We start from the raw sequence: 24,420 nt of genomic DNA on the forward strand, positions 1-24,420 counted from the left end.
CGTGCCTCATCCGCCTCGCTTCGAAAAGTTAGCTGCAGACGCCAAGACCCGCATTCGGGAAATCTCTGCTGCCGATGCCTATAAGCAACAGCAAACCGGCGCGCTCTTGATCGATACGCGCGAGGAATCGGAATTCGCCCAGGAACACGCCATCGGCTCGATCCACTTGAGCAAGGGCGTGATCGAACTCAAAATCGAGCCCACCGCGCCGGACACTGCGACACCCATCATCTGCTACTGCGGCGGTGGATATCGTTCGGCAATCGCGGTCGATAACTTGCAAAAGATGGGCTACACCAACGTGCAGTCTCTCGCTGGCGGCTTCAAAGCTTGGAAAGCGGCCAACCTGCCGATTGAACCAGGCACGGCGAAGTAATTCGCGGGTGGTTTATGGACCTAAATCCCTACGAATCGCCCTCCTATGTACCCTCCACGGGCCCGCAAACATCGACCAACTGGTTGGCCAGCAAATATCCGCTTTGCATCTTGATTTGGTTCGCGTCGATCACCTTTCTTTTGATGCTCCACGCCATCATCCGGCCCGCGGGGCCTCTCAACATCGCGCTGATGATCGGCTGGATCCTGTCTGTAGGTGGCGTGATTGTGGTGCCAGCGCTGCTTATTGCCGAACTGATCGAGGCCGTGAACCGCCGGCAGCAAGGTTAGCGCGCAACTTTCGCGACGACTTTCCAGCTATTTTTGATTGCGATTGACTGCCAAGTTCGATATATAAAAGAGGTTAGATGCTTCCTGCCATCCCTCGCCCCCTCCGCGAGCCCGCCGATGCTATCGCCTCAAGATCTCCAGCGTCTCAGTTTGCCCCGTGCCTGCGCCGAATTGCGCAAGCAGGCCCAAACCGATCAAACTCGGGTGAGTCGTCGTGGCTTTGTGCATGCGGGTGTGCTGGGGACTGCGGGCCTGTCGCTGGCCAACTTGCTGCGCAGTGATGCCGCTGCGTCCGAGCAGCGGGGCAATCACGTGGCCCGCGCGAAGCAAGCAAACAACGTCATCATCCTTTGGATGCGTGGCGGCCCCAGCCACATCGACATGTGGGATCCCAAGCCCGCTGCGCCCGAAGAATTTCGGGGTGAGTTCGGTACGATCAATTCGGCGGTCCCCGGCATTCAACTGACCGACATGCTGCCGAAGACAGCGAAGATCATGGACAAGTGGTCGATCGTCCGCAGCTTGAATCATGGCGATGCTGGCCATAGCACGGGCGACCAGATGTGCTTCACCGGGTACGGCCCCGGTCGCAGCCCAGACGAAAACTCTCACCCCAGCTGCGGCTCGTATGTCTCCGAGCAACTGGGCCCACTGAATCCCAAGCTCCCCGCCTATGTGATGATTCCCAAGATGGTCCCCGGCACAGGCAGTGCGTACTTGGGGGTTCCAAATCGTCCGTTCGAGACGGGTGCCGATCCTGCTCAGCCGGGGCCGTTCAAAGTGCAAAACTTTGAACTGGCCGAAGGACTGTCGGTCGATCGCCTCGACTCGCGCCGGCAATTACTGACCGGTCTCGACAGGCTGCGCAAGAATGTCGATGCCAGCGGGCGAATGGATGGCATGGATCGCTTCAGTCAAAAAGCGGTGCAGATGCTCCTTGCCCCCGAAGCCCAAAAAGCCTTCGATCTCGATCAAGAGCCGATGGCCCTCCGCGAGAAGTATGGCTTTGCGCCAGCCTTCGATCCGGGCGATCCGACCCGCTGTGGCGCTCCCGCTTGGAGCCAGCGGATGATTCTCGCGCGACGTCTCGTCGAAGCGGGCGTGCGACTCGTCACTGTCGATCTCCGTTGGTGGGATACACACGTCCAAGGCTTCGACTCTCTCCGCCGCGGTTTCCTCCCGCGTTGGGACCAGGCCTATACCGCGCTCATCGAAGACCTGCACGACCGCGGTCTGCTCGAGACGACGCTGGTCGTTGCTTGGGGCGAATTTGGTCGTACCCCGCGAGTGAACAACAACGCCGGTCGCGATCACTATCCGAATGTCTTCAGCGCCGCGCTGGCTGGTGGCAAAGTGAAAGGTGGTCGCGTCGTCGGCTCTTCGGACAGCAAGGGTGCGTTCCCCAAGGACAACCCCAAGCCGCCGCACGATATCCTCGCCACCATCTACGATCACCTGGGCATCGATACCGCTCGTCACTATCTCAACGACAGCGGCCGCCCCATGCGCCTGCTCCCATACGGCCAGCCGATCAAAGAGCTGTTTTCGTAGGGAACAACGCCGCTCTTGGGTGTGACCTTCTCTGCACGATTTGCCCGCGAACTTCGCGTAGTTCAGCGTGTCTATCTGGGCGATAACGCTCCGTGCCGCGGTTGACCATATTTCGCCGCGAGATATCCTGAAACAGGTATCCGGCAACGCACTCGTCAGCGTTTGTCTATCGCCGCCCCCTAGAAAGAACGTTTTCCAAATGAGCCGTGTTGCCATCATCGACTATCAGATGGGGAACCTGCGGAGCGTGCAAAAGGGGTTCGAACGTGTGGGCTGGCATGCAGAGATCGTTTCCGATCCGCGGCAAATCGGCCCGACCGACAAGCTAGTCCTGCCCGGTGTGGGTGCCTTCGGCGATGCGATTGCCGAACTGCGGCGGCGCGATTTTGTACCGGTCATTCAAGAAGCCATTGCCGCCGGGCGGCCCTTCTTGGGCATTTGCTTGGGGCTGCAAATGCTCTTCGACGTGGGCTATGAACATGGCGAGCACGAAGGGCTGGGGATCTTGCGCGGCAAGGTGCTGAAGTTCGATCTGCCCCACGAGTTCAAGGTGCCCCACATGGGGTGGAACAAAGGGCACATCGTGCGTCAGGCACCGATCCTGAAAGACACCGCCCAAGACACGCACTTTTACTTCGTTCACTCGTACTACGTGGTGCCCGAAGACCCCAGCGTCGTCGCCATCGAGACCGACTACGGCCATCCGTTCTGTGCCGCGGTCTGGCGTGACAACCTCTTCGCTACCCAATTCCATCCCGAGAAGAGCCAGGCCGACGGCCTGAAACTGCTGAAGAATTTTGCCGAACTTTAGAGAATGCAGAATTTAGAACGCAGAATGAAAAAAGTTTCCGCCTGCATTCTGCATTCTTCGTTCTGCATTCTTCGTTCTGCATTCTTCGTTCTTCGTTCTTCGTTCTGCATTTACTCACTAACGCAGTACAAAAACTTCTTCCCGCGCAGGTAGAGTTCTTTGCCCGCGATGGCGGGCGATGCATCGAAGTCGTCATCGAGTTTATTCTCGGCAAGGACTTCAAGTTCATCGGCGTGCTTGATGACCAAAAAGACACCGCGACGAGACGTGAAATACACTTTCCCCGCGGCACCCACGGGCGAAGCATAAGCTTGCGAAATGCCCGGCAGGCGAGTCCGCTCGATCAAGGTTTTGCCAGTCGCCGCATCGACGCACGAGAGAATCCCTTCGTTCGACTGCGTGAAATAGAGTCGACCGTCGTAGAGCAACGGCGAAGGAATGTACGGCGTGCCGCGATCGAGTCGCCAGGCGATCTTGTCGCTATCGGTCAGATCACCCTTTTGATCGAAGGGCAAGGCATAGAGCGCACTGCCTCGGTAGCCACTCATGCAATAGACAAGATTCTCGGTGGCGACCGGCGAGGGCGTGACGTTGGTCACTTGTCCCGCGCATTGCCATAGGACTTCACCATTCTTCAGGTCGTAACTGCGAACCAGATTCGTCGCGTTGGTAATCACCTGAGTGTGGCCAGCCCGCTCGACAATCAGCGGCGTAGCCCAGGCGGTCTTCTCGTCGCGATCTTTACGCCAAAGCAGTTCACCCGTATCCGCATTTTGAGCAATGATGAACGATGGGCCGTCCTGATCCCAAGTCGTCACCAAAATATTGCCGTGCAGCGCCGGCGAACTTCCCTCGCCAAAGCTGTTGCGAGTGGAGAGGGTGCCAAATTCTTTCTGCCAGTTGAGATTGCCATCGAGGTCGTACGAATAGACGCCCCGCGAACCGAACGAAACGAACAGCCGTTTCCCGTCGGTCACCGGCGAGGACGAGGCGAAGTCGTTATCGGGATGAACCCCTTCGTGCGGCACGCGCTCGGTTGCCACCTTTTGCCACAGCGTTTTGCCGGTTTTGCGATCGAGGCACATCACCGTGAATTGATAGAAATTTTTCGGGAAGGTGATGCCAAAGGGACGCTTGGGCTGGTCGGCCGCATCGGGCACGGTGTCGACCGTTTTGTCGGTCTTGACGGCGGTTAGCAGAAAAATGCGGTCTCCCCAGATGATTGGCGTCGAGCTTCCTTCGCCGGGAATCTCGACTTTCCAGCGGATGTTTTCGGTCTCGCTCCACTTCGTCGGCGGATCGCCGTGTGGGGCCACACCATTTGCCTGTGGACCACGCCAGGCGGGCCAGTTTTTGCCAGCGTCGGCATCTTGTCCGTGTAACTGCAGACAGCAACAGGCGAGAATGGCTACGCAGCAGAAGGTGGCAATTCGAGACATGCAAACCTCGCGAGGAGAAAAATCGGCCAAGGGTCAGATTATTCAATCTAAGCGGCTTTTGGCCGCTGTTACCAGCGGTGGTTCAGCGCAGCTTGATAAATCGGCCTTGAATTAACTTCGCTGCCTGCGAAAATGAATGGCGTAGAAGTAGCTCGGTCCTGCTCACAGTCGCTGAACCCATGCTTCGCATTCGTCCCTCACTCCCGACTCGCTGGCTCGTCTTGAGCCTGCTTACGGTCCAACTGGGCTTCCTCCCAAGCGGACTGCTGGCAGCGTGCGCTTGTGCGGGAGAAACTTGTGCGGGACAAGGGAGTTGCTGTGCGACGGCCAGCCAGGAAACGGGCGAATCGGCCTGCTGCTGCAATTCTGCCGCGAGTTCTTGTTGTCAGGTTGAACCGCTGGCAACCAGTTGTTGCGCGGGCGAACTTATCGCCAGCAACTGCGGCCCCCTAGGCAATTGTGCCTGCTGCGTCACCCCCGCGAAGCCCGCTTCTTCACAACCGCCAAGGCAGCAAACGGCGGAAAAAGAGACCAAAGCGGTTTCATCGCCGGTTGTCATTGCGCAATTACCCGTCGTTGTCGCTGCCATTCACGACGGCTGTCAGTTGCCCCACTTTGGTCCTCCAGCGCGAGGCCCTGCGATTCAAATCGCCTTCTGCATCTGGCGGAATTAATCGCTCCTGAGCGCGCCCTGCTGAGTTGCCGTGATCGTTCACCGCTTGGTGCTGCGCGCATGTGTTTTCTTGTTTGTTTGAACACATGTTTTCAGGAGAATTCTCATGTCTTGGATTTTTGTTGCGTTGATTGCCCTGTTTGGTTTCGCTGCCTCGCCAGCGGCCGCCGATGTTGCCGTGGCTCAAGCCGGTTGCTGCTGTGGCGCGGCGTGTGTGTGTGACGACTGCGCTTGTGCCGAGTTGGGCTGTGCCTGCGATGTCGGCGGGCCTTGCGTCTGCGACGCTGCCTGCTGTGCAAGTGGCGCTTGCTGCGATTCAGCGGCGCAGAAGCCAACAGCCAAGTTGGCTGTCAGTGAGCCAGCCGTCGCTTGCGGCAGCAGTTGCTGCGCGAAGTAACGATTGATTACTGAAGGAAATAAAAAGCCCCGCGCTCGACTTCGAGCGCGGGGCCGGTTGTATTGAGTAGCCCGACGCGTCAGCGCGGGTGCTATTCTGAGTTCGCGTTCATTCGCTGTAAAACCGCCACGCAATTTTCCCTCGCTCACGCGTCGGGCTAAGTTGTAAGACGTATTTATGTTGTCCTTCAGCCAGCTTTATCAAGCTGAGTCTGGCTCAACTTGTTGTAGAGCGTCTTCAAGCTGATGCCCAGTTCATCGGCGGCAGCTGGTTTGTTTCCTTGATGCCGGTCGAGTGCTTCGAGAATCGCATGATTCTCCAGTTCGCGTAACGAGATCGGCGAGACAATCTTCAGCTTGGGTGGTCCGCTACTCTTGCGGCCAGCCCCAAACCGCTGCGGCAAATGCTCGGGCGAAATCGGCGGCTGATCGCACAGGATTGTCGCATGCTCAATCACATTCGCCAGCTCGCGCACGTTGCCCGGCCACGAATGCTTTTGCAGCAAGTCGATGGCGTCCGGCGTGAAAAGTTCATCGCCCGACTTGAGCGTGGGGCGGAACCGGCGAAACAAGTGTCCAGCGATTTCCGGCACGTCGTCGATTCGTTCTCGCAGCGCGGGAATATGAATCTCGAACGTGTTGATGCGATACATCAAGTCTTCGCGAAAATCGCCGGTCTCGACCATGTCCGGCAACTGACGATGCGTCGCGCAAATCACGCGCACATCGACCACAAACGCGGTGTTATCGCCCACGCGGCGAATCTCGCCACTCTCCAAAACTCGCAGCAGCTTGGCTTGCATCGACTTGGGCAATTCGCCGATTTCATCGAGAAAAATCGTGCCGCCGTGAGCCACTTCAAACAGCCCGGTGCGGTGTTCGTCGGCACCCGTGAATGCGCCCTTGCGATGGCCGAACAGTTCACTTTCGATGAGCGCCTCCGGTAGTGCTCCGCAGTTGATAGCGACAAAGGGAGCTTCGCGCCGCAAGCTATGTTGATGAACGGCCCGAGCCACGAGTTCTTTGCCCGTGCCAGTTTCGCCCAAGATCAACACAGTGCTGCTAGTGGGAGCCACCTTCTCGATCAGCTTTTTCACTTTGGCCATCGACGGACTATCGCCGACGAGCTCGGTCTTTCCTTGCACGCGTTCCAGTTGATGTTTGAGCGCTTTGCACTTGTTCACCCATTCGCGCTTCACCGCCACGCGCAGCAGCAGCCCCTTCAAGTCGACAAGCTTGCAGGGCTTGGTCAGATAGTCGAAGGCGCCGAAGCGAAGTGCATCGCGGGCTGTTTCGAACGAGGCCTTGCCGGTGAGCACAACGGCATCGGTATCGGGCGAAAGTTCCTTGCACTTGCCGATGACTTGAATGCCGCTCATGCCGGGCATATCGAGGTCGACAATGATACAGTCGTACGAGTTGCGCTCGAGCGCAGCGACAGCCGTGGGACCATCTGGGCAGACGGTCACTTCGTGCCCCATGCGGGGCAGCTCGATACTCATCAATTCCTGTAACGAGAGTTCGTCGTCGGCAAACAGGATTTTCAATCGACTAGGCGGCCGCGTATCGCCTTTGGCCGAATCCATTCTGGAGGGCTCTTTCATGGGTTGCCTTTAAATCTACCGACAAGGGGAACAGCACTCGCATGCGCGAGCCCTTTCCCGGACCATCACTGAACACTTCAATCGTGCCGCCGTGCTCGCTCACGATGCGATAGGTGATCGAGAGACCGAGGCCTGTGCCCTGGCCATCGCGCCGGCGCGTAAAAAACGGTTCAAACAGGTGCTTCAATACTTCAGGGCTCATCCCGCAGCCGTTATCGCTCACCACAATCTCGGCCCACTGTCCGCTCCGGCGCAGCTCCACCTTTACCGTGCCGCCGTTGTCCAAGCTGTCGAGCCCGTTGGTTATCAGGTTCAATAGCACTTGCTTGATTTCTTGTCCATTGACGCGCGAACGAACTTCATCGGCTCGAACCAACTCGACATTCTTCTGCTTGTAGTTGCCCAAGTGCCGAACCATGTCGATCACGCCTTCGGCCAACTCGCCCAGGTCGGTGTCGTCCTTTTCGGCCGGACCGCGCCGCGAAAAATCGAGCAGCTGATCGGTGATACCCTTGCAGCGGAAGGCTTCGTCCTGAATGCGCCGCAAATATTTACTGAGGACGGCGATTTCGGCGTTCTGTTCTTCGCTAGGCTTATCGCCATCGGCCACGATGATGTCTTCGACCCTGGACTCGAGCGATTCTGCAGCCATCGCGATCGCAGCGAGCGGATTGTTGATCTCGTGTGCCACACCCGCGGCGAGAAAGCCCACGCTGGCCATCTGTTCGCTCCGGACAACTTCCTGCGTCCGTTGGCGTACCTGGTCGTCCAGGTCGTGACGAATCTCTTGAAAGCGGCTCGTCATATCGTTGAGCGCGCCTGCCAGCTCCGAGAACTCGTCATTCGTGCGCAAGAAAATTCGGTGATTGAAATCGTCTGCCTTAGCAATACGCCGCGAACCGGCCAGCAGCACATGCAGTGGGGCAACGACCCAGACATAGAACATAGCCAGCAGCACAACCATCATGCCGATGGCCAGAAAGAACATGATCCACGAGGTGATGATCCAGGTGCGATACTCGTCTTTCACGTCGCCACCGAACTGTCGCATGCGATCGTGCAACTGGGCGGGCAAGATGCCAGCCAGGTCGTACATTTCATCAACAGTGGTCGCCACCGACGAGATGCCAACTGGATCGACGACCCAATCTGGATCGTCTTTGGCTTTGGCGAGGACTTCGAGCTTTCTCTCGAGCGTGGCGAGGATCTCGCGCTCTTTGCTCCGATCGCCGAGGCGGGGATCGGTGTCGAAGTCGTTGGTAAGTTGCTTGCCGTAGCGGCGGAGCGTTTCTTCGACAGCGAGATACTCCGTGCGGAACTCGTGCTGCAACATCACGTTGTCGACTTCCGGACCATTCCGCTCGGTCAGCAGATAATTCACCGAGTTAGCCCGGCTGAGCGTGACTCGCATATCGCCCAAGCTTTGGGCCAATTCGCCGGCCACGGGGAGCTCGCTGGCGCGTAGGCTCATCGTGCGCACGAGGGTGCGATAAGAGTACGCCCCCTGAAAACCGCTGACGGCCAGCACGACGACCATTGCCAAGAGCAAGGCTACGCACAGCAGCAGCTTCGTTTGAATTGACCAGCGCCAGTGCAAGACGAACCTCCTTGTTCGCTCTCGTTTGGTACTATAAGGCTCGCGAAGTGTAGCACGAGTGAGCGAAAATCGACAAGTTCGATGTCGCTCGAAGTGCAAGGTTTCACGAGCTTTAGCGGCGATCGCGCTGCCAGCATTCCCCCTCCTCAGTGCCACCGCATTGCCAGCAGCCCCCAAGAGTGACGGTCCCCGTGACGAACAAAGACGACGATTTTGGCGTAGCCATTCCCGGACGGATTTTGCCGCAAGAGGCTTGGGCCCAGACGGCAATCAAGAAAATGCCGGACCCGCCGCTCGATTGGCAGGCCATCTTTGGCCGCTCCGCGCCGGTCGTGCTCGATCTGGGTTGCGGCAACGGTCGCTTCTTAATTTCCAGCAGCCTGGAGCGACCGAAACTCAATCACTTGGGCGTCGATATTCTCCCTATGGTGATTCGCTACGCCACACGCCGCTGCAATCAGCGTGGTCTGCACAATGCGAGGCTGGCGGTGATCGGTGCCTTTGAACTGCTAGCGGAGTATGTGCCAGCAGCGAGCGTCGCCGAGATCCATCTCTATCATCCACAGCCCTATGAGAAGCGCGGGCATATCGACGATCGCCTCATCACGCTGGAGTTTCTTACCTTGGTGCAAAATGCACTCGTCCCTGGCGGGCTGTTTGTCATTCAGACCGACAACAAGAGCTATTGGAAGGACATCAGCCGTTTTGCGCCCCAGGTGTTCGAGTTCGAAGAATTAACCGGACCTTGGCCCGACGCACCGCAAGGACGCACACGCCGCGAGATCTATGCCCGGCAACACGGGCTGAAGATTTACCGCGGCCAGGGAACGCCAAAGTAGTCATCTCGCTCCGTCGAGATGACAGCAGCGCGATTTGCGTCACGAAGTCGAGCAGCAGCATCTTGCGGAGCAAGATGACTACGGTGGGGAGGGACCAAGAGGCTGCACGCATGAAATCGCAATAACTGCTCTTGGGGATTTGGGCCATTCGCTGGAAAATTCTCGGATGGATGACTGGCTGCAAACGGTACTCGATGATCTGGCGAAATCGTCAGCCTGTGGCTATTTGCCGCAGCAGACCGCTGCAACCGAACCGAGCGTCCTCGCGGCGCTCGCGCTGAACGGTCACGGGCGAACAGAGGCAGCCCAAGCGGTTCTCGATTACCTCGCGCGAGCACAACAGACGGATGGTTCTGTCGGTGTGCGCGCTACTGAAGCCACGCCAGGTTGGCCGACGAGCCTGGCAGTGATTGCCTGGCAGTTGTTCGCTGCGGACCAACATCAGGGTCGCATCGCCCGCGGGATGAAGTGGATCTCGGGCATGCATGGCGAAACCTTGGAGCGCTCTCCCGAGATGGGACACAACACGCTGCTCGATGGCTGGCCGTGGGCAGCCGGAACTCACAGCTGGTTAGAGCCAACCGCCTTTCACTTACTCGCTTATCGCGCGGTCAAACAGCGGTCGCATCCGCGCGCGGCCGAAGCAGTTCGCTTGCTCATCGATCGTCAGCTGCCGGATGGTGGCTGCAACTATGGCAACACGACTGTGCTTGGCCAAACGTTGCGACCCCATGTGCAACCCACGGGCATCGCCCTGCTAGCGCTCGCCGGCGAAAGTGACCCCAGCGGGCGAATGGAAAAATCTCTCACCTGGCTGAAGTGGTCGCTGGGTTCCCGCACCACGGCCTCGTCCCTTAGTTGGGCCTTGCATGGCTTACATGCTCATGGTCGCGAAGTTCCGCAGGCAGCTGAACTGTTAAGGGGCGCCTATCAGCGAGTTCAATCGCACGACCAATCGCCGCATAAATTTGCCCTGCTGGCACTGGCCGCTCTCGGGGAGCAATCTCCGCTCATCGGGATCACCAGAATGGATACGCCAGCATGAGCGAGCAGAGAAAGCCAGAGCCGTTTTCGACTGTACCTCGGCTGCAATTGCCGAACGTCAATCGCCGCACGCTGATTGTCGGTGGCGGCCTGGCAGCAGCAGGGATCGTGCTTGCCAGCCAAATTCGCGAGCTTACGCGCGGACGGGCCAGCGTGTTCGTTGCCAAAAATCAAAAGTACGACGGACCGCTCGTGCAAACCATGCGTGATGGGCTGATCGCCTGCGGACTGGTGCCTGACCAAATCAAGGGGAAGCGCATCCTCCTGAAGCCCAATCTGGTGGAGCCCTCGCGCGATGCCCCCCACATGACCACGCATCCCGCAATCATTCTCGCCGCCGCAGAGGTCTTTCGGACTTGGGGGGGCGACGTGATCGTTGGTGAAGGGCCCGGACACGTACGCGATACTGAGATGGCACTCGTCGAGTCGGGCGTTGCCGACGCGCTCGACTCGATGCATCTCCCCTTCAGCGATCTCAATTACGAAGAAGTCGTATGGACCCCTAACCGCGGCCGCGCGAGCAAGTTGCCCGGCTTCTTCTTTCCCCGTAGCGTGGCCGAAGCAGACCTGGTCGTGTCGCTCCCAAAGATGAAGACGCATCACTGGGTTGGCGTGACCGCGGCGATGAAGAACCTGTACGGCGTCATCCCCGGCATCAAGTACGGCTGGCCGAAGAACGTGCTCCACCACAACGGCATTCCCGAAACCGTCTTCGATATCAACGCTTCGCTCCCCCAGACCATTGCCATTGTCGACGGCATCGATTGCATGGAAGGGGACGGGCCGATCATGGGAACCAAGAAACCGATGGGACTGCTGGTGATGGGAACTTCGCCCACCGCGGTCGATGCCACAATCTGCCGCTTGATGGACGTGAACCCGCAACAAGTGCCTTACCTTGCCCTGGCCGCCAATCGACTTGGCCCGCTCGATAAACGACTCATCGATCAGCGGGGCGAAGCCTGGGAACCGCTGCAATCGACCTTCCAGATGCTCGATAAGCCACACCTTCGCGCGCTCGTTCGCCATCGTGGTGTGCTGGTGAGTTAGTCTCACCCGAGCAGAAAGCGTCAGCGCCCGGAAAGTTGTTTGGGAATGAGCAAGTACTCTCCGGGCGCTGACGCTTCCGGCTCAGGGGCGAACATGTTGCCTCATGGCATCCCCACCATTACAGTGCGGGTTCCCATCCTTTCCCTGTGAGAAGAACCATGCTCTCTCCCCGTCTTGTCGCGTTACTAACGCTGTTGATCGTCCCCGCGGCGTCCTTAACTTGGGCAGCTGATTCGCCCCGCAAGCCCAACGTCCTGATCGTTATGACCGACGATCAAGGTCTCGGCGATTTTTCGTTCATGGGGAATCCGGTCCTCAAGACTCCGCACCTCGATTCCTTTGCCAAGGAGTCTGTCCGGCTGACCGATTTTCATGTTTCGCCCATGTGCAGCCCCACGCGCGGGCAATTGCTGACCGGCTTGGCAGCACTGCGCAACGGGGCGACTTCGGTAACTGCGGGGCGGACCTTCTTGCGCCCCGGTTTGCCGACGCTGCCGGAACTGTTTGCCAAGAGCGGCTACCGCACGGGCCTTTTCGGCAAATGGCATTTGGGCGATTCGTATCCACATCGGCCGCAGGACAAGGGGTTTCAAGAGAGTATCTATCATTTGGGCTGGGGACAGTTGAACTCGACTCCCGAGTTCGATCATCCGCTCATTGATGGCCGTTATTTTCACAACGGCGAAGAGAAGCGATACACGGGGCACTGCACCGACTTCTGGTTCGATTCGGCCATGGCCTGGATGAAACAATGTGCGGCCAAGGATGAGCCGTTTCTCTGCTATCTGCCGACGAATGCGCCGCATGCGCCGCACATCGACCTGGCGAAGTACATCGAGCCCTATCAAGGAAAAGGGCCCGCTCCCTTCTTCGGCATGATCGCCCACATCGACCAGCGGTTCGGCGATCTCGACAAGTTTCTGACCGAGCAGAAACTGCGCGACAACACGATCGTCATTTTCATGACCGACAACGGTGGAACAGCCGGCGTGAGCACATTCAACGCCGGCCTGCGGGCTGGCAAGACGACGTACTACGACGGCGGCCATCGCGTCCCGTGTTGGATTCGCTGGCCCGCGGGCAAAATCGGCGAACCGCGAGACATCGCAACTCCCACACAGAATATCGATCTGCTCCCCACACTCTGCGACTTTTGTGGCGTGCCCCAGCCGGAACGTGCTGCTGCCGATTTGCCTTATCAAGGACAAAGTCTCGCGGCGCTCCTGCGGGGCGAACAGGAACCGGCCGAGCGCAAGTTTGTGGTGCAGTATGGCCAGACGCCCAAGAAGTTCGAGGCGTGCGTTGTCGGCGGCAAATGGCGATTGGTGAAGGGGGAGGAACTTTACGATGTTGTGGCGGATCGAGCGCAAGCGGAAAACGTCGCCCCCCAACATCCCGACGTGGTCAAGTCGCTGCGCGACTACTACGAAGGCTGGTGGAGTGGCCTCGAGCCGATCTTGAGCGACTTCGTGCCGCAGAGTATCGGCGCGAGGGAGCAGCCCGTCGTCGAACTAACGAGCGGCGACTGGGAAGGCATCTATGCCGACAATACGGGGTTTGTCCGCGAAGCGGTCGGCGGTCCGACAGGTGGACATTGGCATTTGCAGATTGAGCAACCAGGCGATTACGAGTTCACGCTGCGACGCTGGCCCGCTCAAACGAAGGCTGCGCTGGGCGCGAAGTACGAACCCTCGGCGAAATCTCCGGCGAACAAGAAGCAGATCAAGACGGTTGGCTTTCCGACGATTGCCGGCGCGAATGTCAGCATCGCGGGTAAAGAACAATCGGGGGATGCGAAAGCCAGCGACACGGCTGCGACGATCGTTGTCCGCGACCTTAAGCCCGGTAAAGCCATCCTCAAAGCCTGGTTTCAGGACGCGGCTGGCAAAAACCTCTGCGGGGCGTTCTTCGTGACGGTAGTCAAGAAGTAGAAGCACTTGCCGCTACCGTTGGAACAAGACTACGAAACGAAGCATCCTGTTCCAACCTGCGTTTACTTATTGCCGGGCGGAGTCGATTCCGCCGGCTTGGCACCTTCGAGCAGCTTTTTGATACGCTCTTGCTGTTCCTTGATCGTCCGGTCGAGCACGTCCTGCTGCGACTTCTGAATCTCGTACAGCAGATTCACGGCTTCCTGATAGCCTTCTGACTTAACCATCAGCGCCAGGACTTGTTTCATTTTGGCGATGGTCGCTTCCTGCTGTTTGAGTAGCGTGGTAATCGCTTCGTTGCGGGGCTGTTGGGCGGCGGCCTGGCGACGAACCTGGTCAAGCGTTTGCACGAGGCCGGGCATATCCTGATCGGCCAGTTCCCGCAGCGGTTTGATGATTTCCTGCAAACGCCCCTGCAACTTGCCATTCGCTTCTTCCAGCCGGTTGTTTTCGACTTCAATCAGAATGTTTGCCATTCGCTCGCCGATCGCGCCGGTATTCGTGCCGTACACCTTCTGCCGCTTCTGCATCTGCATCAGCTGGTCTTTTTGTTCTTGCGTGAGGGCGGCGACATCGCGCGTGGCCGCTTCCAATGCCTGGCCATCGGTCAGCAGTTCTTCTTCGCTCTTTACCAGCCGTTCGAACTCCTGACGTTGTTCCTTCTCGCGGCGCAGCAGATCGGTGCGCAGTTCTTCTTCAGTTACCACACGCACGAGAAAGTCGGACGAGGCACCCACGTTGGGAACGGGGGCGCCCACTTCATCGGGCACGTTGTCGTTGTCCTGGGCAACGAATGAGAACGTCAGCCCGGAGCCTGTGGGAATTTGATGTGGGCCCAGTTCGATCGCCTCGTCGAGCGCCAGTTCACCCGGAGGCTTGCCTTGAAAGGCATCCTTCAGCGATTCGAAGGGGATCTCGCCCGCGCCGCTCGATTTGCCGGCATCCTCACCACCTTGGGCCAGCAGATCCCAGCGGAACTTCGCCCGCAGATCGGTCAGACCGAAGTCATCGGTCACGCGACACGAAAATGGAATGCGTGCCTTGGGGACCACCATCCCGCTGATACCGATCAGCCGCGCTCGCACGCGCGGCTCACGATCCGCGCGGATGCGCAGGCCGAAGGTCGTGGGCCGGCGCGAAGTCAGCCCCAGCGTATCGGTGAGCAGAATGGTGTACTGCGTGCCCGCGACTTCGTCGGGCGGCAGTTCCCCCTTCAGCTTCATTCCCTCGGTGATGCTGAGGGGCGTATGCCGTTCAACTTCGTAAGTGCGTGTCTTTTTCGGCTCGGGTTTGGTTGGCGCAGGCGAAGATTCGGCAGTTGCTTCGGTGGAGTCCCCTTCCGCCAGTTTCTCGGCTGGCTTTGCCGGTGGCGGTTCGATCACTTCGACTTTTTGCAATCGATAAGAAAGTTCCGCTTTTGTCAGCTCTTTATTGGCGGTCCCTTGCAGACGCAGAGTGCTCCCCTTCAAGACAAAGTAGGGGCCGCGACCGGCAGCCAATGGCTGGGGCGAAAGCCCGGTATAGGCGGGTGGCACCACTTCGAGTTGCAGATCGTCCAGTGCTGGTTGTTCGACAAGCTGCACTTGAACCCACGGCGTATAGGCATCGCCCCCCTGCGCGCGGAATTCGAACGGCTCGATCACGCTGGCGAAAATGGCTTCGAATTGCCGCTCGCCCGTCTTCTTCATGGTCTGTGTGGCCCGGCCGCGAGCGCGACGGAACTCAATAGAGACATTCTCGGGAACGACTTCGCTCTCCTTGGTCACCGTGACGAGTTGTGTCCAATCTTCGCCGCGGGGGAACACAACTTTGCCGTTCTCAGCCCTTTCAACGAGCAAATACGTTTTTTGTGGCCACTCCTTATCGCCCAAGAGCAGATTGCGATTGGCCCAGATGTTCAAGAGTGGGTTCGTGAAGGTGCCGACAACCAGCGCGCCAAGCAGTACCAGGGCGAAGAGCAACAACATGCTGTTGACCCGAAACTCGCGGTCGTCGAGCACGTTGCCGAAGTTCAGATCGGCCGAGGCAGTGGCTCCGCGCTGCACTGTCTGCCGAATCATGACGGGCGAATAACCGCGCTCGCTCAGATCCTCCATGCGTGAGAACTGGAGCGCGCTAATGACGCTCTCGTGCAGGTGCGGATTCAGCCGTTCGACTTCAAGGGCCAGCGCATCGTCCGAAATCGTGGCCGACAGCGGTTTGACCAGCCGACGAAAGACGATGTACAGCAGCACCGCGCCAATGATCGCCAGCATCACCGCCCGCTGCGGCTTGTCCATGCGAAACAGCCAATCGAGCGCCAGATCGGCGGCGAGCAGCGCAATGGCGGCCCAGGCGAGACGACTGAGCCCATCGACCCAGAACCAGGTGGTTACTTGTCGCCGGAGCTTGCTCAGGCGAGTAAGGACGCCCGCCGTCATTTGCGAAAGCTGTGGCAGAGGAATATCTGACATGGTGTATCAATCTTGCGCACGCGGCGCTTACATGAGTTTGTATTGCTTACGGACGAACCATTCGACACCGAGCAGCGCAACGAGGCCAATGAGCATGCCGCGCACGTCCCACAGCGGATCGGGCTTGTCGCGAACTTCGATAGTTTCCGACTTATCGGGAATGGCCGCGGCCAGTTCTTTCAATTGGCTGACGTCGAAGTATTTGCCCCCCGACAACTCGGCTAAATCCTTGAGCAACGGCTTATCGAGCCAAACCTGGCTCGTCTCGACGCTGGGAAGTTCAATCGTGAACGGCGTTTCGATCAACGAGCCTTCGGCTTCACCGCTGGGCAAGTTGATGCGGACAGTGTTGATACCAGTCTTGCGCGCGGTGAGCGTCGCCTGATAGGCACCCTTTTGGTTCGCAATTGGCAGCAACGGCACAGTCTCGGGCGTGTCGCTGCCGATTTGCAGGGTGGCGTCGATGCGGGGCAAATCGAGCGGGTTGTAGGTCGAGTCCTGCAGCCGCGCGGTGATCTGAATTTTCTCCCCCACTTCGTACCGGTCGCGATCGGTCTGCACATAGCCGCGACGCCGCCCTTCGAGCGAACGACCTTCAACCAGGTATCGCACGCTTTGAATCCAGAACTTATCGAAGAACTCGGCTTGCCGGCCCGCGCGGCGCCACCGCCACGTGCCGTTCATGCCCAGATAGAGCGTGTGTCCGGAACCATAGCGACCAGCCACAATCAGCGGACGCGAACCTTCGACGCTACGGAGCGTGGGATCGCTATGTTCGAGCAGAACTTGCGCGGTCGGTTTGGGCCCCTGCGAGGGAAAGCTCCAGAAGATGCCGGGCAAGGTTTCCCACCGCTGCAACGTTTCCTGACGATCGGGATAGAACCGCATCGTCGGGTGATCGGCATTCGCTTGGACCACTTTCAGCGGCCAAGCACGTTGATTGGTGGTAAGGAGTGAAGCGACTTCCATCGCCCCGACATCGCCAAAGCTGACAGGCAGCACCTTCTGAAACTCGCTCGTCCGCGCACTGGTCAGGAAGCGGCCCGAATACTTCGGCCCTGCCATGAACAAGAGTCCGCCCGAATGTTCGCCGACGAATTGCTTGAGCAGTTCGATCCAGGGTTGATCGAATTCTTGCGGATTGGGATCGAACATCATGATGACGTCGTACCAGAACAGATCCTCGCGCGTGACCGGCAACCGGCTGATCGGGCGAGTACCTTCCTGGGCACGTTCTTCGTCGAGGGTTTGCAGCCAGCAGCTAACGACAATCGTCTTATCGCGCGCGAGCAACTTTTGAACGAGGCGGAACTCCCAAGTGGGAGCACCGGCGATCAACAGCACGCGAACGCGTTCGCGGCTGAGAATCTTGACGACCGACGAAGACTGTTGATTATCGGCCTCATCAAGTTCGTCATCCAGCGGCTCGACTTTAACCTTGTATGTGGCCCGGCCCGCTTCTTTCGCCGTGTGCGAAAACTGAGCCCGCAGCCGACCGCCACCATCGGGCACCGGTAATTGCAGCGATTGGACGACCGTTCCGTCCCCCACCGCCTGGTCGCTGTCGGAAACGCGCTGTTCGATTAGTTCGACGCGCACTTCGCTGGCATCGAGTCCCTGGGCAACGATCATCGCATCGATTTCAAATGGTTCGTCCTGCCAGACCTGCGGGCGAACGTAAACGTTGGTCACGCGCAAGTTGCGGGGCTTGCTCGGATCGCCCACACCGACGATGAACAGCGGCATACCCCGTTCTTTGGCCTCAGCGGCCGCCACGTGCGGATCGTCCTTCGCCGTGTGCTGCCCATCGCTGAAAATGACAGCAGCTGCCGGATTGTCGCTGGCCGCAGCTTCGCGAATGACAGTCCACAGGTCAGTGCCGCGCCCTTCGGCCTTGAGTGGCGGTAGCGCAGGAACTGCGGCGATCTCGCTTTCTTTTCCCGTAGCGCCGGTAGCGGGCTTCTCGTCCGGCTTCTTCGACTTCTCGGCAACTGTCGCTGTCGAACCACGAATGTCGAGCTTCTCGACGCGGTCGGCGAAGTCCATCGTCTGCACGCGGCCGCGCTTGGCCAACTCAGCCAGCAATTGCGATTCACTTTGGGGATCGAGCAGGCGATCGACAATTTGCGCACGCGTCAGGCGCTGCGCACGCAGTTCTTCGACCGTAAGTCCAACCCCAGCTGCGGTGGTCTTGGCCGAGTCCTCATCGGCGTAACGATCGGCGGTGATCATCGATTGCGAAGCATCGCGAGCGACTACGAGCGCCGGTTTGATCGTTCGCTGCTTCACTACAACCAATGAGGGACCGAGGAAGATAATCGTCAGCAACAGGACCACGCCCGTGCGGAGGACGGCGAGAATCGTCTTGACCCACCGCGGACACGTGTCGAGTTCGCGGCGATAGAGAAAAAAGACTGCGTAGACCAAAGCGCAGATCACCGCGATGAGCAGAAACACGCCCGCGCTGGTGGGCATGTTGGTCCACTGAAATTCGATCTTCTCGCCGGGTGCCACGTCTTTGAAGTCGTGCCCCAGCAATTTCAGCAGGCTCTGCCACCACGACTCTGCGGCGGGCGGGCTGTCGGCGGCTAGTAAAAATGGGTTCAAGGCTGGCTCGTAATTTCTGGTTGTTCTGCTCGAGAGAATTAGTATTTGTGTGCGCGGCTGATGCGCGGAGTGACGATGTGGTTGACCACTTCGCCCACAGGATTTATTTCGTGCACGCCCTTGCGATCGACGACCATTGTGTTGCCGTTGCTCAAGCGCTGGGCGGTGTAGGGCGTGAGAAATTTCCCTTGCGACCAGACCACCTTACCGCCGCGGTCGAACTCGCGGACCTGCGAGTGTCCGACCGTGCAAACCAGCGTGTTGCCACTTTCCAGTCGCTGGGCGGAAAAGACATTACCGACGCCGCTTAGTTCCCAGACGTTTTTGCCACTGATGTCGAGTTCGACGACCTTCTGCAAATTCTGCAGCGAAACCAGCGTACGACCATCTTCCAAACGTCGGGCATCGACGGGACGACCGTCGATTTTCGCGCGCCAGGTAATCTTCCCCGCCCGATCGACTTCCACCACTTCCGAGGCTTCGGTACAGGCCAGAAGTGTGTTCCCATTTTCCAAGCGTTGCACGCTGGTGGGGCCACCGGGGAGTCCCGTGGCGCGCCAGATCTCGGCACCTTGGGCGTCGTACTCGACAACGATTCGCTCGGCGAAGCAACAGACGAGCCGATGGCCGTTTTCGAGTCCCTGACAACCCCACGGTTGCGCTGGAGTCGATTTCTTCCAGATCTCTTTCCCTTGCTCGTCGTACTCAATCAGTTGGTTCTGCTGTTGATCGCAAACGAGGAGGCGTCCAAGTTCGACCGTTGACTCACGCAGCGGAAACTTAAGCTCGGCGGTTTGGCCAGCTATATCCACCCAGGCCTGCCAGGCCATCCGTTGCTCGGTTCGTTTCTCGGGGGTGTCGTAAACGACGAACGGCAGCGACTGGCCCGTCACCGCCTTTAACGTGCGAAAGGCTTCGACCCGAATCGGCAATTCGTTCGAGTTCAGCAAGTCGACCAGCACCGGCAATGTTTCGCGCCTGCCACGATTGGCCAGCGAGCGGGCAGCCGCTAATTGCACGGCCGCCACATCGTCGCGCAGTAGCGCCGGCAGATGTTCGTCGGCCGCCGCCGGTGAAGCTAAGGGCAAAGTCGCTGCAGCTAACGATCGCTGCTCGGCTGACGACGACTTCAAGGCTGCCAGCAGATGCGGCACATCTGCGGGCGATAAGGTGGCGGCAACCGCGCGGCGCAGTGCCGTGCGAAGTGGTTCGGCCGTGCACAGACCGGTGACCTTGAGCAGCGGAGCCGTTAGTTCGGGAAACTTCTGCCGCTGCACGGTCGAGAGAACTGCGTGTAACAGGGCCTGACTCTCGCGCGAGGTCTGGTCAGAAATCAGCTGGGCTCGCCAGCGAATCTCCGGATCGGGGCCGGCGACAGCTGCCGCCAGCAGTTCGGTCAAACCGGCCGGCTGTTGCATCAATTGGCGAGTGGCAGATTCGCGCTGAGCATACGATTCATCCCCCAGTTGATGAATCAATTTCTGCATGGCCCGCTGATGATCGGCTGTCGGCAACAGCGATTGCAGATAGTCGGCGATCGATTCTGCTGTGGGTTGGATGTCATACTTGGCAAGCTGCAGGGTATAAACATCGGGCTCATCGGCGGCACTCGCTAACTTACTACCCACTGCCAGGCCCAGTGCGCAGCAGCAGGCTGCGACAAAGAGTTGGCGGAGATAGTCAGGTTTCGCGAGCATGAGCGAGGCCGGGAACTCTTTCGTGAATGGTTAGAACTGAGAGACGCCGGTGACGTTATTCTGAGCGTGACGCCAAATGACTTTTTGTCCGGTCGGGTCGACTTCGATCACACCGTTGTTATCGGCAATCAGCGTGTTTCCGTTGGTTAGGCGCTGGGCGCATATCGGGTTCACCAGCGGAACTTTGCTGTTCCACACTGTCTTTTGTCCCGAGGCATCGACCTCGACAACTTGCCCGGTGTGCATCTGCACGATCAGGGTATTGCCGGTATCGAGCCGTTGGCAGAAACAGGGGCCGTTCATCCCGCGAGCTTCCCACACGGTCTGATTCTTGGCATCCATTTCGACCACGCGGCCCCCCTGCTGCAAAGCGATGAGCGTGTTGCCGTTGTCGAGTCGTTGGGCGTACATGGGGCGGCCTGCGACCTGCGTCGACTTGGTGGACAAGTCGGGAGCGATCTCGAGCACTTGTTGCACGTCGGCACAGCAGACCAGCGTGCTGCCGTTTTCGAGCCGCTGCACGCTATACGGAATGCTCGGCAGTTTTTCTTTCTTCCAAATCTCTTTTCCGTCTTCGCTGTACTCAACGATGATGTTCTGGTTCTGCGCGAAGGCAGCAATCAGCCGATTGCCGTTCGGCAGCCCTTGGCAGGCCCATGGATTTGACAAGCGATGACGCCAGCGCTCTTTGCGGTCGGCATCGAGTTCGACAATCGTCGATTGGCCAAACGAAACAAACAGCGTGCGACCAAGGGGAACGTCCGTCTCGGGAAGGGGAATCGTCAACTTGGCCGTTTTTCCCTCGGTATCGACCCACTTCTTCCAGGCTTCGACACTTTTCGCGCGATCTTCTGGCTTTCCCTCTGCCGAGAAGGCGATGGCCTGACCCGTCATGGCCCGCAGTGCTTGATGGCTGCGGAGCCGAGTGCGACTGTTATCGGCCGAAAGGAGCGCGAGGAAAGTATTCAGGCTGTCGCGCTCGCCGAGATTCGCCAGCGCGCGAGCGGCGGCCAGTTTTACCCGCTCATCGCCGGAGGTGACCGCTTTGGTCAGCGAGTCCTTGGCATCGGCCCCGGCAATCTTGGCGAACCCACTAACGGCGATGGCCTGAGCATTGGGGACCGCGCTATCGACTGCAGCGACCAGCGAATCGCGATCGGCAGGAGTAGCGCTCGCTTGAATCGCAGCTGCGGCCGAATGAACCAGGTGGTCGCTATCGAGGAGCGACGCCAGTTGCAAAATGGCGGGGGTGAGGCCGGGCGATTTTTTCTGCCGGGCAATTCGCAAGGAACTAAGGAGCACGTCGGCTCGTTTGGCCTTCAGTTCACCGGTCAGAGGCGGAGGCGAACCACTGACGAAAAATTCGTGCAGCAGTCCCAAGGCGATCAGTGGTTCTTCTTGCGGCAGCTTCAATTCGTGAATCGCCAGGAACAAGCGATTGACGGACTCCTCGGGATCCGTCTTCTGCCGAAACAGTTGATACGCGCCACGCAGATCCGTAAGGGCCGACTCAAGCTTCTTGTCCTTGAACATCAGCCGCATCCGCGTGAGTTGAGCCTCGGGATCGCCGGCGGCAATCTGCTCGCTCAACGTCTTCAAGCGATGTTCGAGCGTGGTCATCGCATAAATGCGCCCCGCGCCGGCCACCCACAACTTTTGTCCATCGGAATAAACATTCCCCACCGGATCGTCGGTGGGCAGAGCCACACCAACCTGCCCCAACTCAGCGCCCGTTTTCAAATCGAGTTTGAGAATGGAATCCTTCACGGGAATGTAGAGGGCATCGGCAGTCAAAGCGCCGTGGCCGTAGGAGTGCTCGATTTCGCGATCCCAGCCAATTCTGCCACCGGGGAGCTTGATCGTGCGAATAATCTTCTGACCAGCCAGGTAGAGCAGGTTGTCTTTGATCCCCAAACAATAGGTGACACCACGGTCGTCCTTGGTCGGCATATCGGTGCGCGGTGAGGTCCAGAGGATTTCACCCGTGCGACGATCGAGCGAGGTGATGGTGTTGGAATCGGAAGCCATCACGATCAGACTGCGGCCGTGAGGAATGACCACATCGTCTTCAAAGCCTTCGGGCTGAATGCGGTTCTGTTGATTGCCGTAGTTACGCATCCGCAGGTCGGGCTTGCCATCGCGCTGATAGCGAACCGCCCAGCGCACATTGCCGGAGACAGCATCGACGGCGAACACGACGCCCGTGCCGCAAGTCACGTACAAATCGCGGCCATCGAGCGCGGGCACGATGGTGGACCAGGCATCACTCCCCGCCGAGGGTTCATCGCACAAATAGCTCTTCCAGACGGTGGGCATGTACTTGCCCTCTTTACTCAGGCGAGCATCTTCCATTGCATAGAGCCAGATCGCGCCGCCATCGGTGACAGGGGCAATGATCAGGTTGCCAAAACCAATCGGAGCGCCGAGAAAGCCGACATCTTGCGAGCCTTCTTTATCTTCGTCGCTGGCAGCACGGTGGCCCGCAAACTTGCCGGTGCGCACGTGATAAGCGGCCAGGAAGTTGCTGCGCGTGCGGCGGGGCGTGACATTCCACTGCCAAGGCTTGCTGAGAAGCGATTGGCCGGGAAGTGTGGGGCTATCGGCATGGAACTGCCGCCCCTCAATCGTGTAGACAATGCCATTGTGCAGCGACATGGCTTGATGCACCCGGTCGCCAAACAGGAAGACTTCGGGCGCGGAGCGCGGTTGGTTGTTCGTTTGCCCTTGCATGCCACCCTGCATTTGCATGCGCGACATATCGGCCGTTTGGCCGTCGAGCACATATTCGTTCTTCATGAACGTTTGCCAGACCGGCTTCGATTCGACCGCGGCAACATTGAACGCGGCCAGTTCATCCGCCGTTTTGACAATCACCAGCCCCTTGTCGAAGAGGAGCCCGGCCGTAGGCATCCAAGCATGTTGCCGCCATTGACTCACGAGTGGTTCGCGGGCAATCGCCGCCACGTTGCGACCGTTGGCATTGAAGGGACGCCCATGCAGTCCCATCGCCCCCATCATGCCGCCCCACGGGTTCTGCTGCATGCCGTCGCTGGCTGCGATCGGAAATTGATGAACCCAGGCTTCGGTCAGGGTGCGAGCGGTGGCTTCACTGGGGAGCGATCGTTGGTGACCGGTGCGCGATGGTCCACCGAGCGTCATCGGCCAGTTCTCGGCCGTGGCGCCGGCGGCAACCGCTTGTTGCATGGCCTGCTGCACGTCGGCGAGCACCATATCGAACACTTCGCTACTGGGGCGCTCGCCACCAGCGGAGGCATAACGCGTGAGCCATTTGCCCGCAGCTTCGCGATCGCCCATGCGGGCACTGGCCACACTCAACCGTAGCAGCACTTCACTCGGCGGCATCGACGGATCGGGGTGCTGCTCCATGATCTTGGCAAGTAGGCGACTAGCACCCACAAAATCGTGCCGGTCGAGTGCCAGGCAGGCAAGTTTGTAGGCGGCATCGTCACCGGCCGCACTCATGAAATATCGACGCACGACTTGAGCGAGGGCATCTTCTTCATCACCGGCGGTTGCCTGCGACAAAATCAATTCAGCCTGGCCATCAGCAGTCAGACGATACGTGCGGAGCGCTTCGGGTGGCAGCTTGATGATGGTGCGCTCGACTTCTTCGGCCAGCGAAGTATAGAAGCGGCCATCGCGGGTCATCAGCGTGTCACCCGCTTCGTCGAGCACTTTCTGCCACAAGACGGTGGCCAAATCAAAGCGACCATCTTCGACGCAGATTTCAGCCCGCTTCAACAGACGTTGTTGCTCTGGATCGGTCTTGAGGGGGGCGCCGCCGGGAAACTTTGTTTCCGCCAGATCTTTCATCGCTTCGTCGGCATCATCGCCTGCTTTGACTTTAACCGCGGGATCACCGGCTGGGATTGGTCGCTTGACGAGCGGAGCCTGGGCGACGGCCAAGTGAATGGCCAGCGGCGCGAAAATCAGGCCGGCAATGAGCAACGTCAGCCCCAATGTGTTTGGGTAGGGCATCGCTGGAGACTCCGGCGAGCGACGGGACCGACCTTGGGAATTCTTGGACATGCACCACATCCT

16 protein-coding genes are annotated in these 24,420 nt (G+C 59.0%); 9 read left to right on the forward strand and 7 right to left on the reverse strand.

Annotated elements, in window-relative coordinates; translation table 11 throughout:
• Position 1 precedes the first annotated feature (1 nt).
• The 4 genes from ETAA8_RS29235 to hisH all read left to right on the forward strand — a co-directional run bounded on the left by ETAA8_RS29235 (position 2) and on the right by hisH (position 3,028).
• Positions 2-376 (forward strand): rhodanese-like domain-containing protein, encoded by a 375-nt coding sequence (locus tag ETAA8_RS29235; RefSeq protein WP_145097307.1) that lies wholly within the window; start codon positions 2-4, stop codon positions 374-376.
• Positions 377-459: 83 nt separating this feature from the next.
• Positions 460-666, forward strand: a complete 207-nt coding sequence (locus tag ETAA8_RS29240) for a hypothetical protein (protein ID WP_145097311.1) — start codon at positions 460-462, stop codon at positions 664-666.
• Positions 667-783: 117 nt separating this feature from the next.
• A complete protein-coding gene (locus ETAA8_RS29245; RefSeq protein ID WP_145097314.1) occupies positions 784-2,217 on the forward strand; it encodes a DUF1501 domain-containing protein in 1,434 nt (477 codons plus the stop codon).
• Between the two features lie 199 nt (positions 2,218-2,416).
• Positions 2,417-3,028, forward strand: a complete 612-nt coding sequence (hisH, locus tag ETAA8_RS29250; RefSeq protein WP_145097317.1) for an imidazole glycerol phosphate synthase subunit HisH — start codon at positions 2,417-2,419, stop codon at positions 3,026-3,028.
• Between the two features lie 110 nt (positions 3,029-3,138).
• Here hisH and ETAA8_RS29255 read toward each other — a convergent pair whose 3' ends face one another.
• Positions 3,139-4,467 carry a PQQ-binding-like beta-propeller repeat protein gene (locus tag ETAA8_RS29255; protein ID WP_145097319.1) on the reverse strand — a complete coding sequence of 443 codons (1,329 nt, stop codon included), beginning with the start codon at positions 4,465-4,467 and terminating at the stop codon, positions 3,139-3,141.
• A gap of 779 nt (positions 4,468-5,246) precedes the next feature.
• Here ETAA8_RS29255 and ETAA8_RS29260 point away from each other — a divergent pair.
• Positions 5,247-5,537, forward strand: a complete 291-nt coding sequence (locus tag ETAA8_RS29260; RefSeq protein WP_145097322.1) for a hypothetical protein — start codon at positions 5,247-5,249, stop codon at positions 5,535-5,537.
• Positions 5,538-5,724: 187 nt separating this feature from the next.
• Here ETAA8_RS29260 and ETAA8_RS29265 read toward each other — a convergent pair whose 3' ends face one another.
• Both ETAA8_RS29265 and ETAA8_RS29270 read right to left on the reverse strand, forming a co-directional pair.
• Complete coding sequence (locus ETAA8_RS29265; protein WP_145097325.1) at positions 5,725-7,122, reverse strand: sigma-54-dependent transcriptional regulator; 1,398 nt, start codon at positions 7,120-7,122, stop codon at positions 5,725-5,727.
• Entirely contained in the window at positions 7,088-8,737 is a 1,650-nt protein-coding gene (locus tag ETAA8_RS29270; protein WP_145097327.1) for a sensor histidine kinase, read from the reverse strand. The genes ETAA8_RS29265 and ETAA8_RS29270 overlap by 35 nt, the downstream gene beginning before the upstream one ends.
• 179 nt (positions 8,738-8,916) lie before the next feature.
• Between ETAA8_RS29270 and trmB the strand changes: the two genes are divergently transcribed.
• The 4 genes from trmB to ETAA8_RS29290 all read left to right on the forward strand — a co-directional run bounded on the left by trmB (position 8,917) and on the right by ETAA8_RS29290 (position 13,601).
• Positions 8,917-9,576 (forward strand): tRNA (guanine(46)-N(7))-methyltransferase TrmB, encoded by a 660-nt coding sequence (gene trmB / locus ETAA8_RS29275; RefSeq protein WP_238397605.1) that lies wholly within the window; start codon positions 8,917-8,919, stop codon positions 9,574-9,576.
• Between the two features lie 166 nt (positions 9,577-9,742).
• Complete coding sequence (locus ETAA8_RS29280) at positions 9,743-10,621, forward strand: hypothetical protein (RefSeq protein WP_145097330.1); 879 nt, start codon at positions 9,743-9,745, stop codon at positions 10,619-10,621.
• Positions 10,618-11,670 carry a DUF362 domain-containing protein gene (locus ETAA8_RS29285; RefSeq protein ID WP_145097333.1) on the forward strand — a complete coding sequence of 351 codons (1,053 nt, stop codon included), beginning with the start codon at positions 10,618-10,620 and terminating at the stop codon, positions 11,668-11,670. The genes ETAA8_RS29280 and ETAA8_RS29285 overlap by 4 nt, the downstream gene beginning before the upstream one ends.
• Positions 11,671-11,828: 158 nt before the next feature.
• Positions 11,829-13,601: an arylsulfatase gene (locus ETAA8_RS29290; RefSeq protein WP_145097335.1), complete on the forward strand. Its 1,773-nt coding sequence runs from the start codon at positions 11,829-11,831 to the stop codon at positions 13,599-13,601.
• 62 nt (positions 13,602-13,663) lie between these two features.
• Here ETAA8_RS29290 and ETAA8_RS29295 read toward each other — a convergent pair whose 3' ends face one another.
• The 4 genes from ETAA8_RS29295 to ETAA8_RS29310 are packed head-to-tail and all read right to left on the reverse strand — an operon-like array spanning position 13,664 to position 24,408.
• The gene (locus ETAA8_RS29295; protein ID WP_145097337.1) at positions 13,664-16,054 is read right to left on the reverse strand and encodes a synaptonemal complex protein 1; all 2,391 of its coding nucleotides are present in this window, start codon (positions 16,052-16,054) and stop codon (positions 13,664-13,666) included.
• Positions 16,055-16,081: 27 nt separating this feature from the next.
• Positions 16,082-18,661, reverse strand: coding sequence for a hypothetical protein (locus tag ETAA8_RS29300; RefSeq protein ID WP_145097340.1), 2,580 nt, complete (start codon positions 18,659-18,661; stop codon positions 16,082-16,084).
• Positions 18,662-18,699: 38 nt separating this feature from the next.
• On the reverse strand, positions 18,700-20,358 hold the full coding sequence (locus ETAA8_RS29305; protein WP_145097343.1) for an outer membrane protein assembly factor BamB family protein: 1,659 nt from the start codon (positions 20,356-20,358) through the stop codon (positions 18,700-18,702).
• Between the two features lie 30 nt (positions 20,359-20,388).
• Positions 20,389-24,408 (reverse strand): outer membrane protein assembly factor BamB family protein, encoded by a 4,020-nt coding sequence (locus ETAA8_RS29310; RefSeq protein WP_202921339.1) that lies wholly within the window; start codon positions 24,406-24,408, stop codon positions 20,389-20,391.
• Between the last annotated feature and the right edge of the window lie 12 nt (positions 24,409-24,420).

The organism is Anatilimnocola aggregata (assembly GCF_007747655.1).
GTDB classification, from domain to species: Bacteria; Planctomycetota; Planctomycetia; order Pirellulales; family Pirellulaceae; genus Anatilimnocola; species Anatilimnocola aggregata.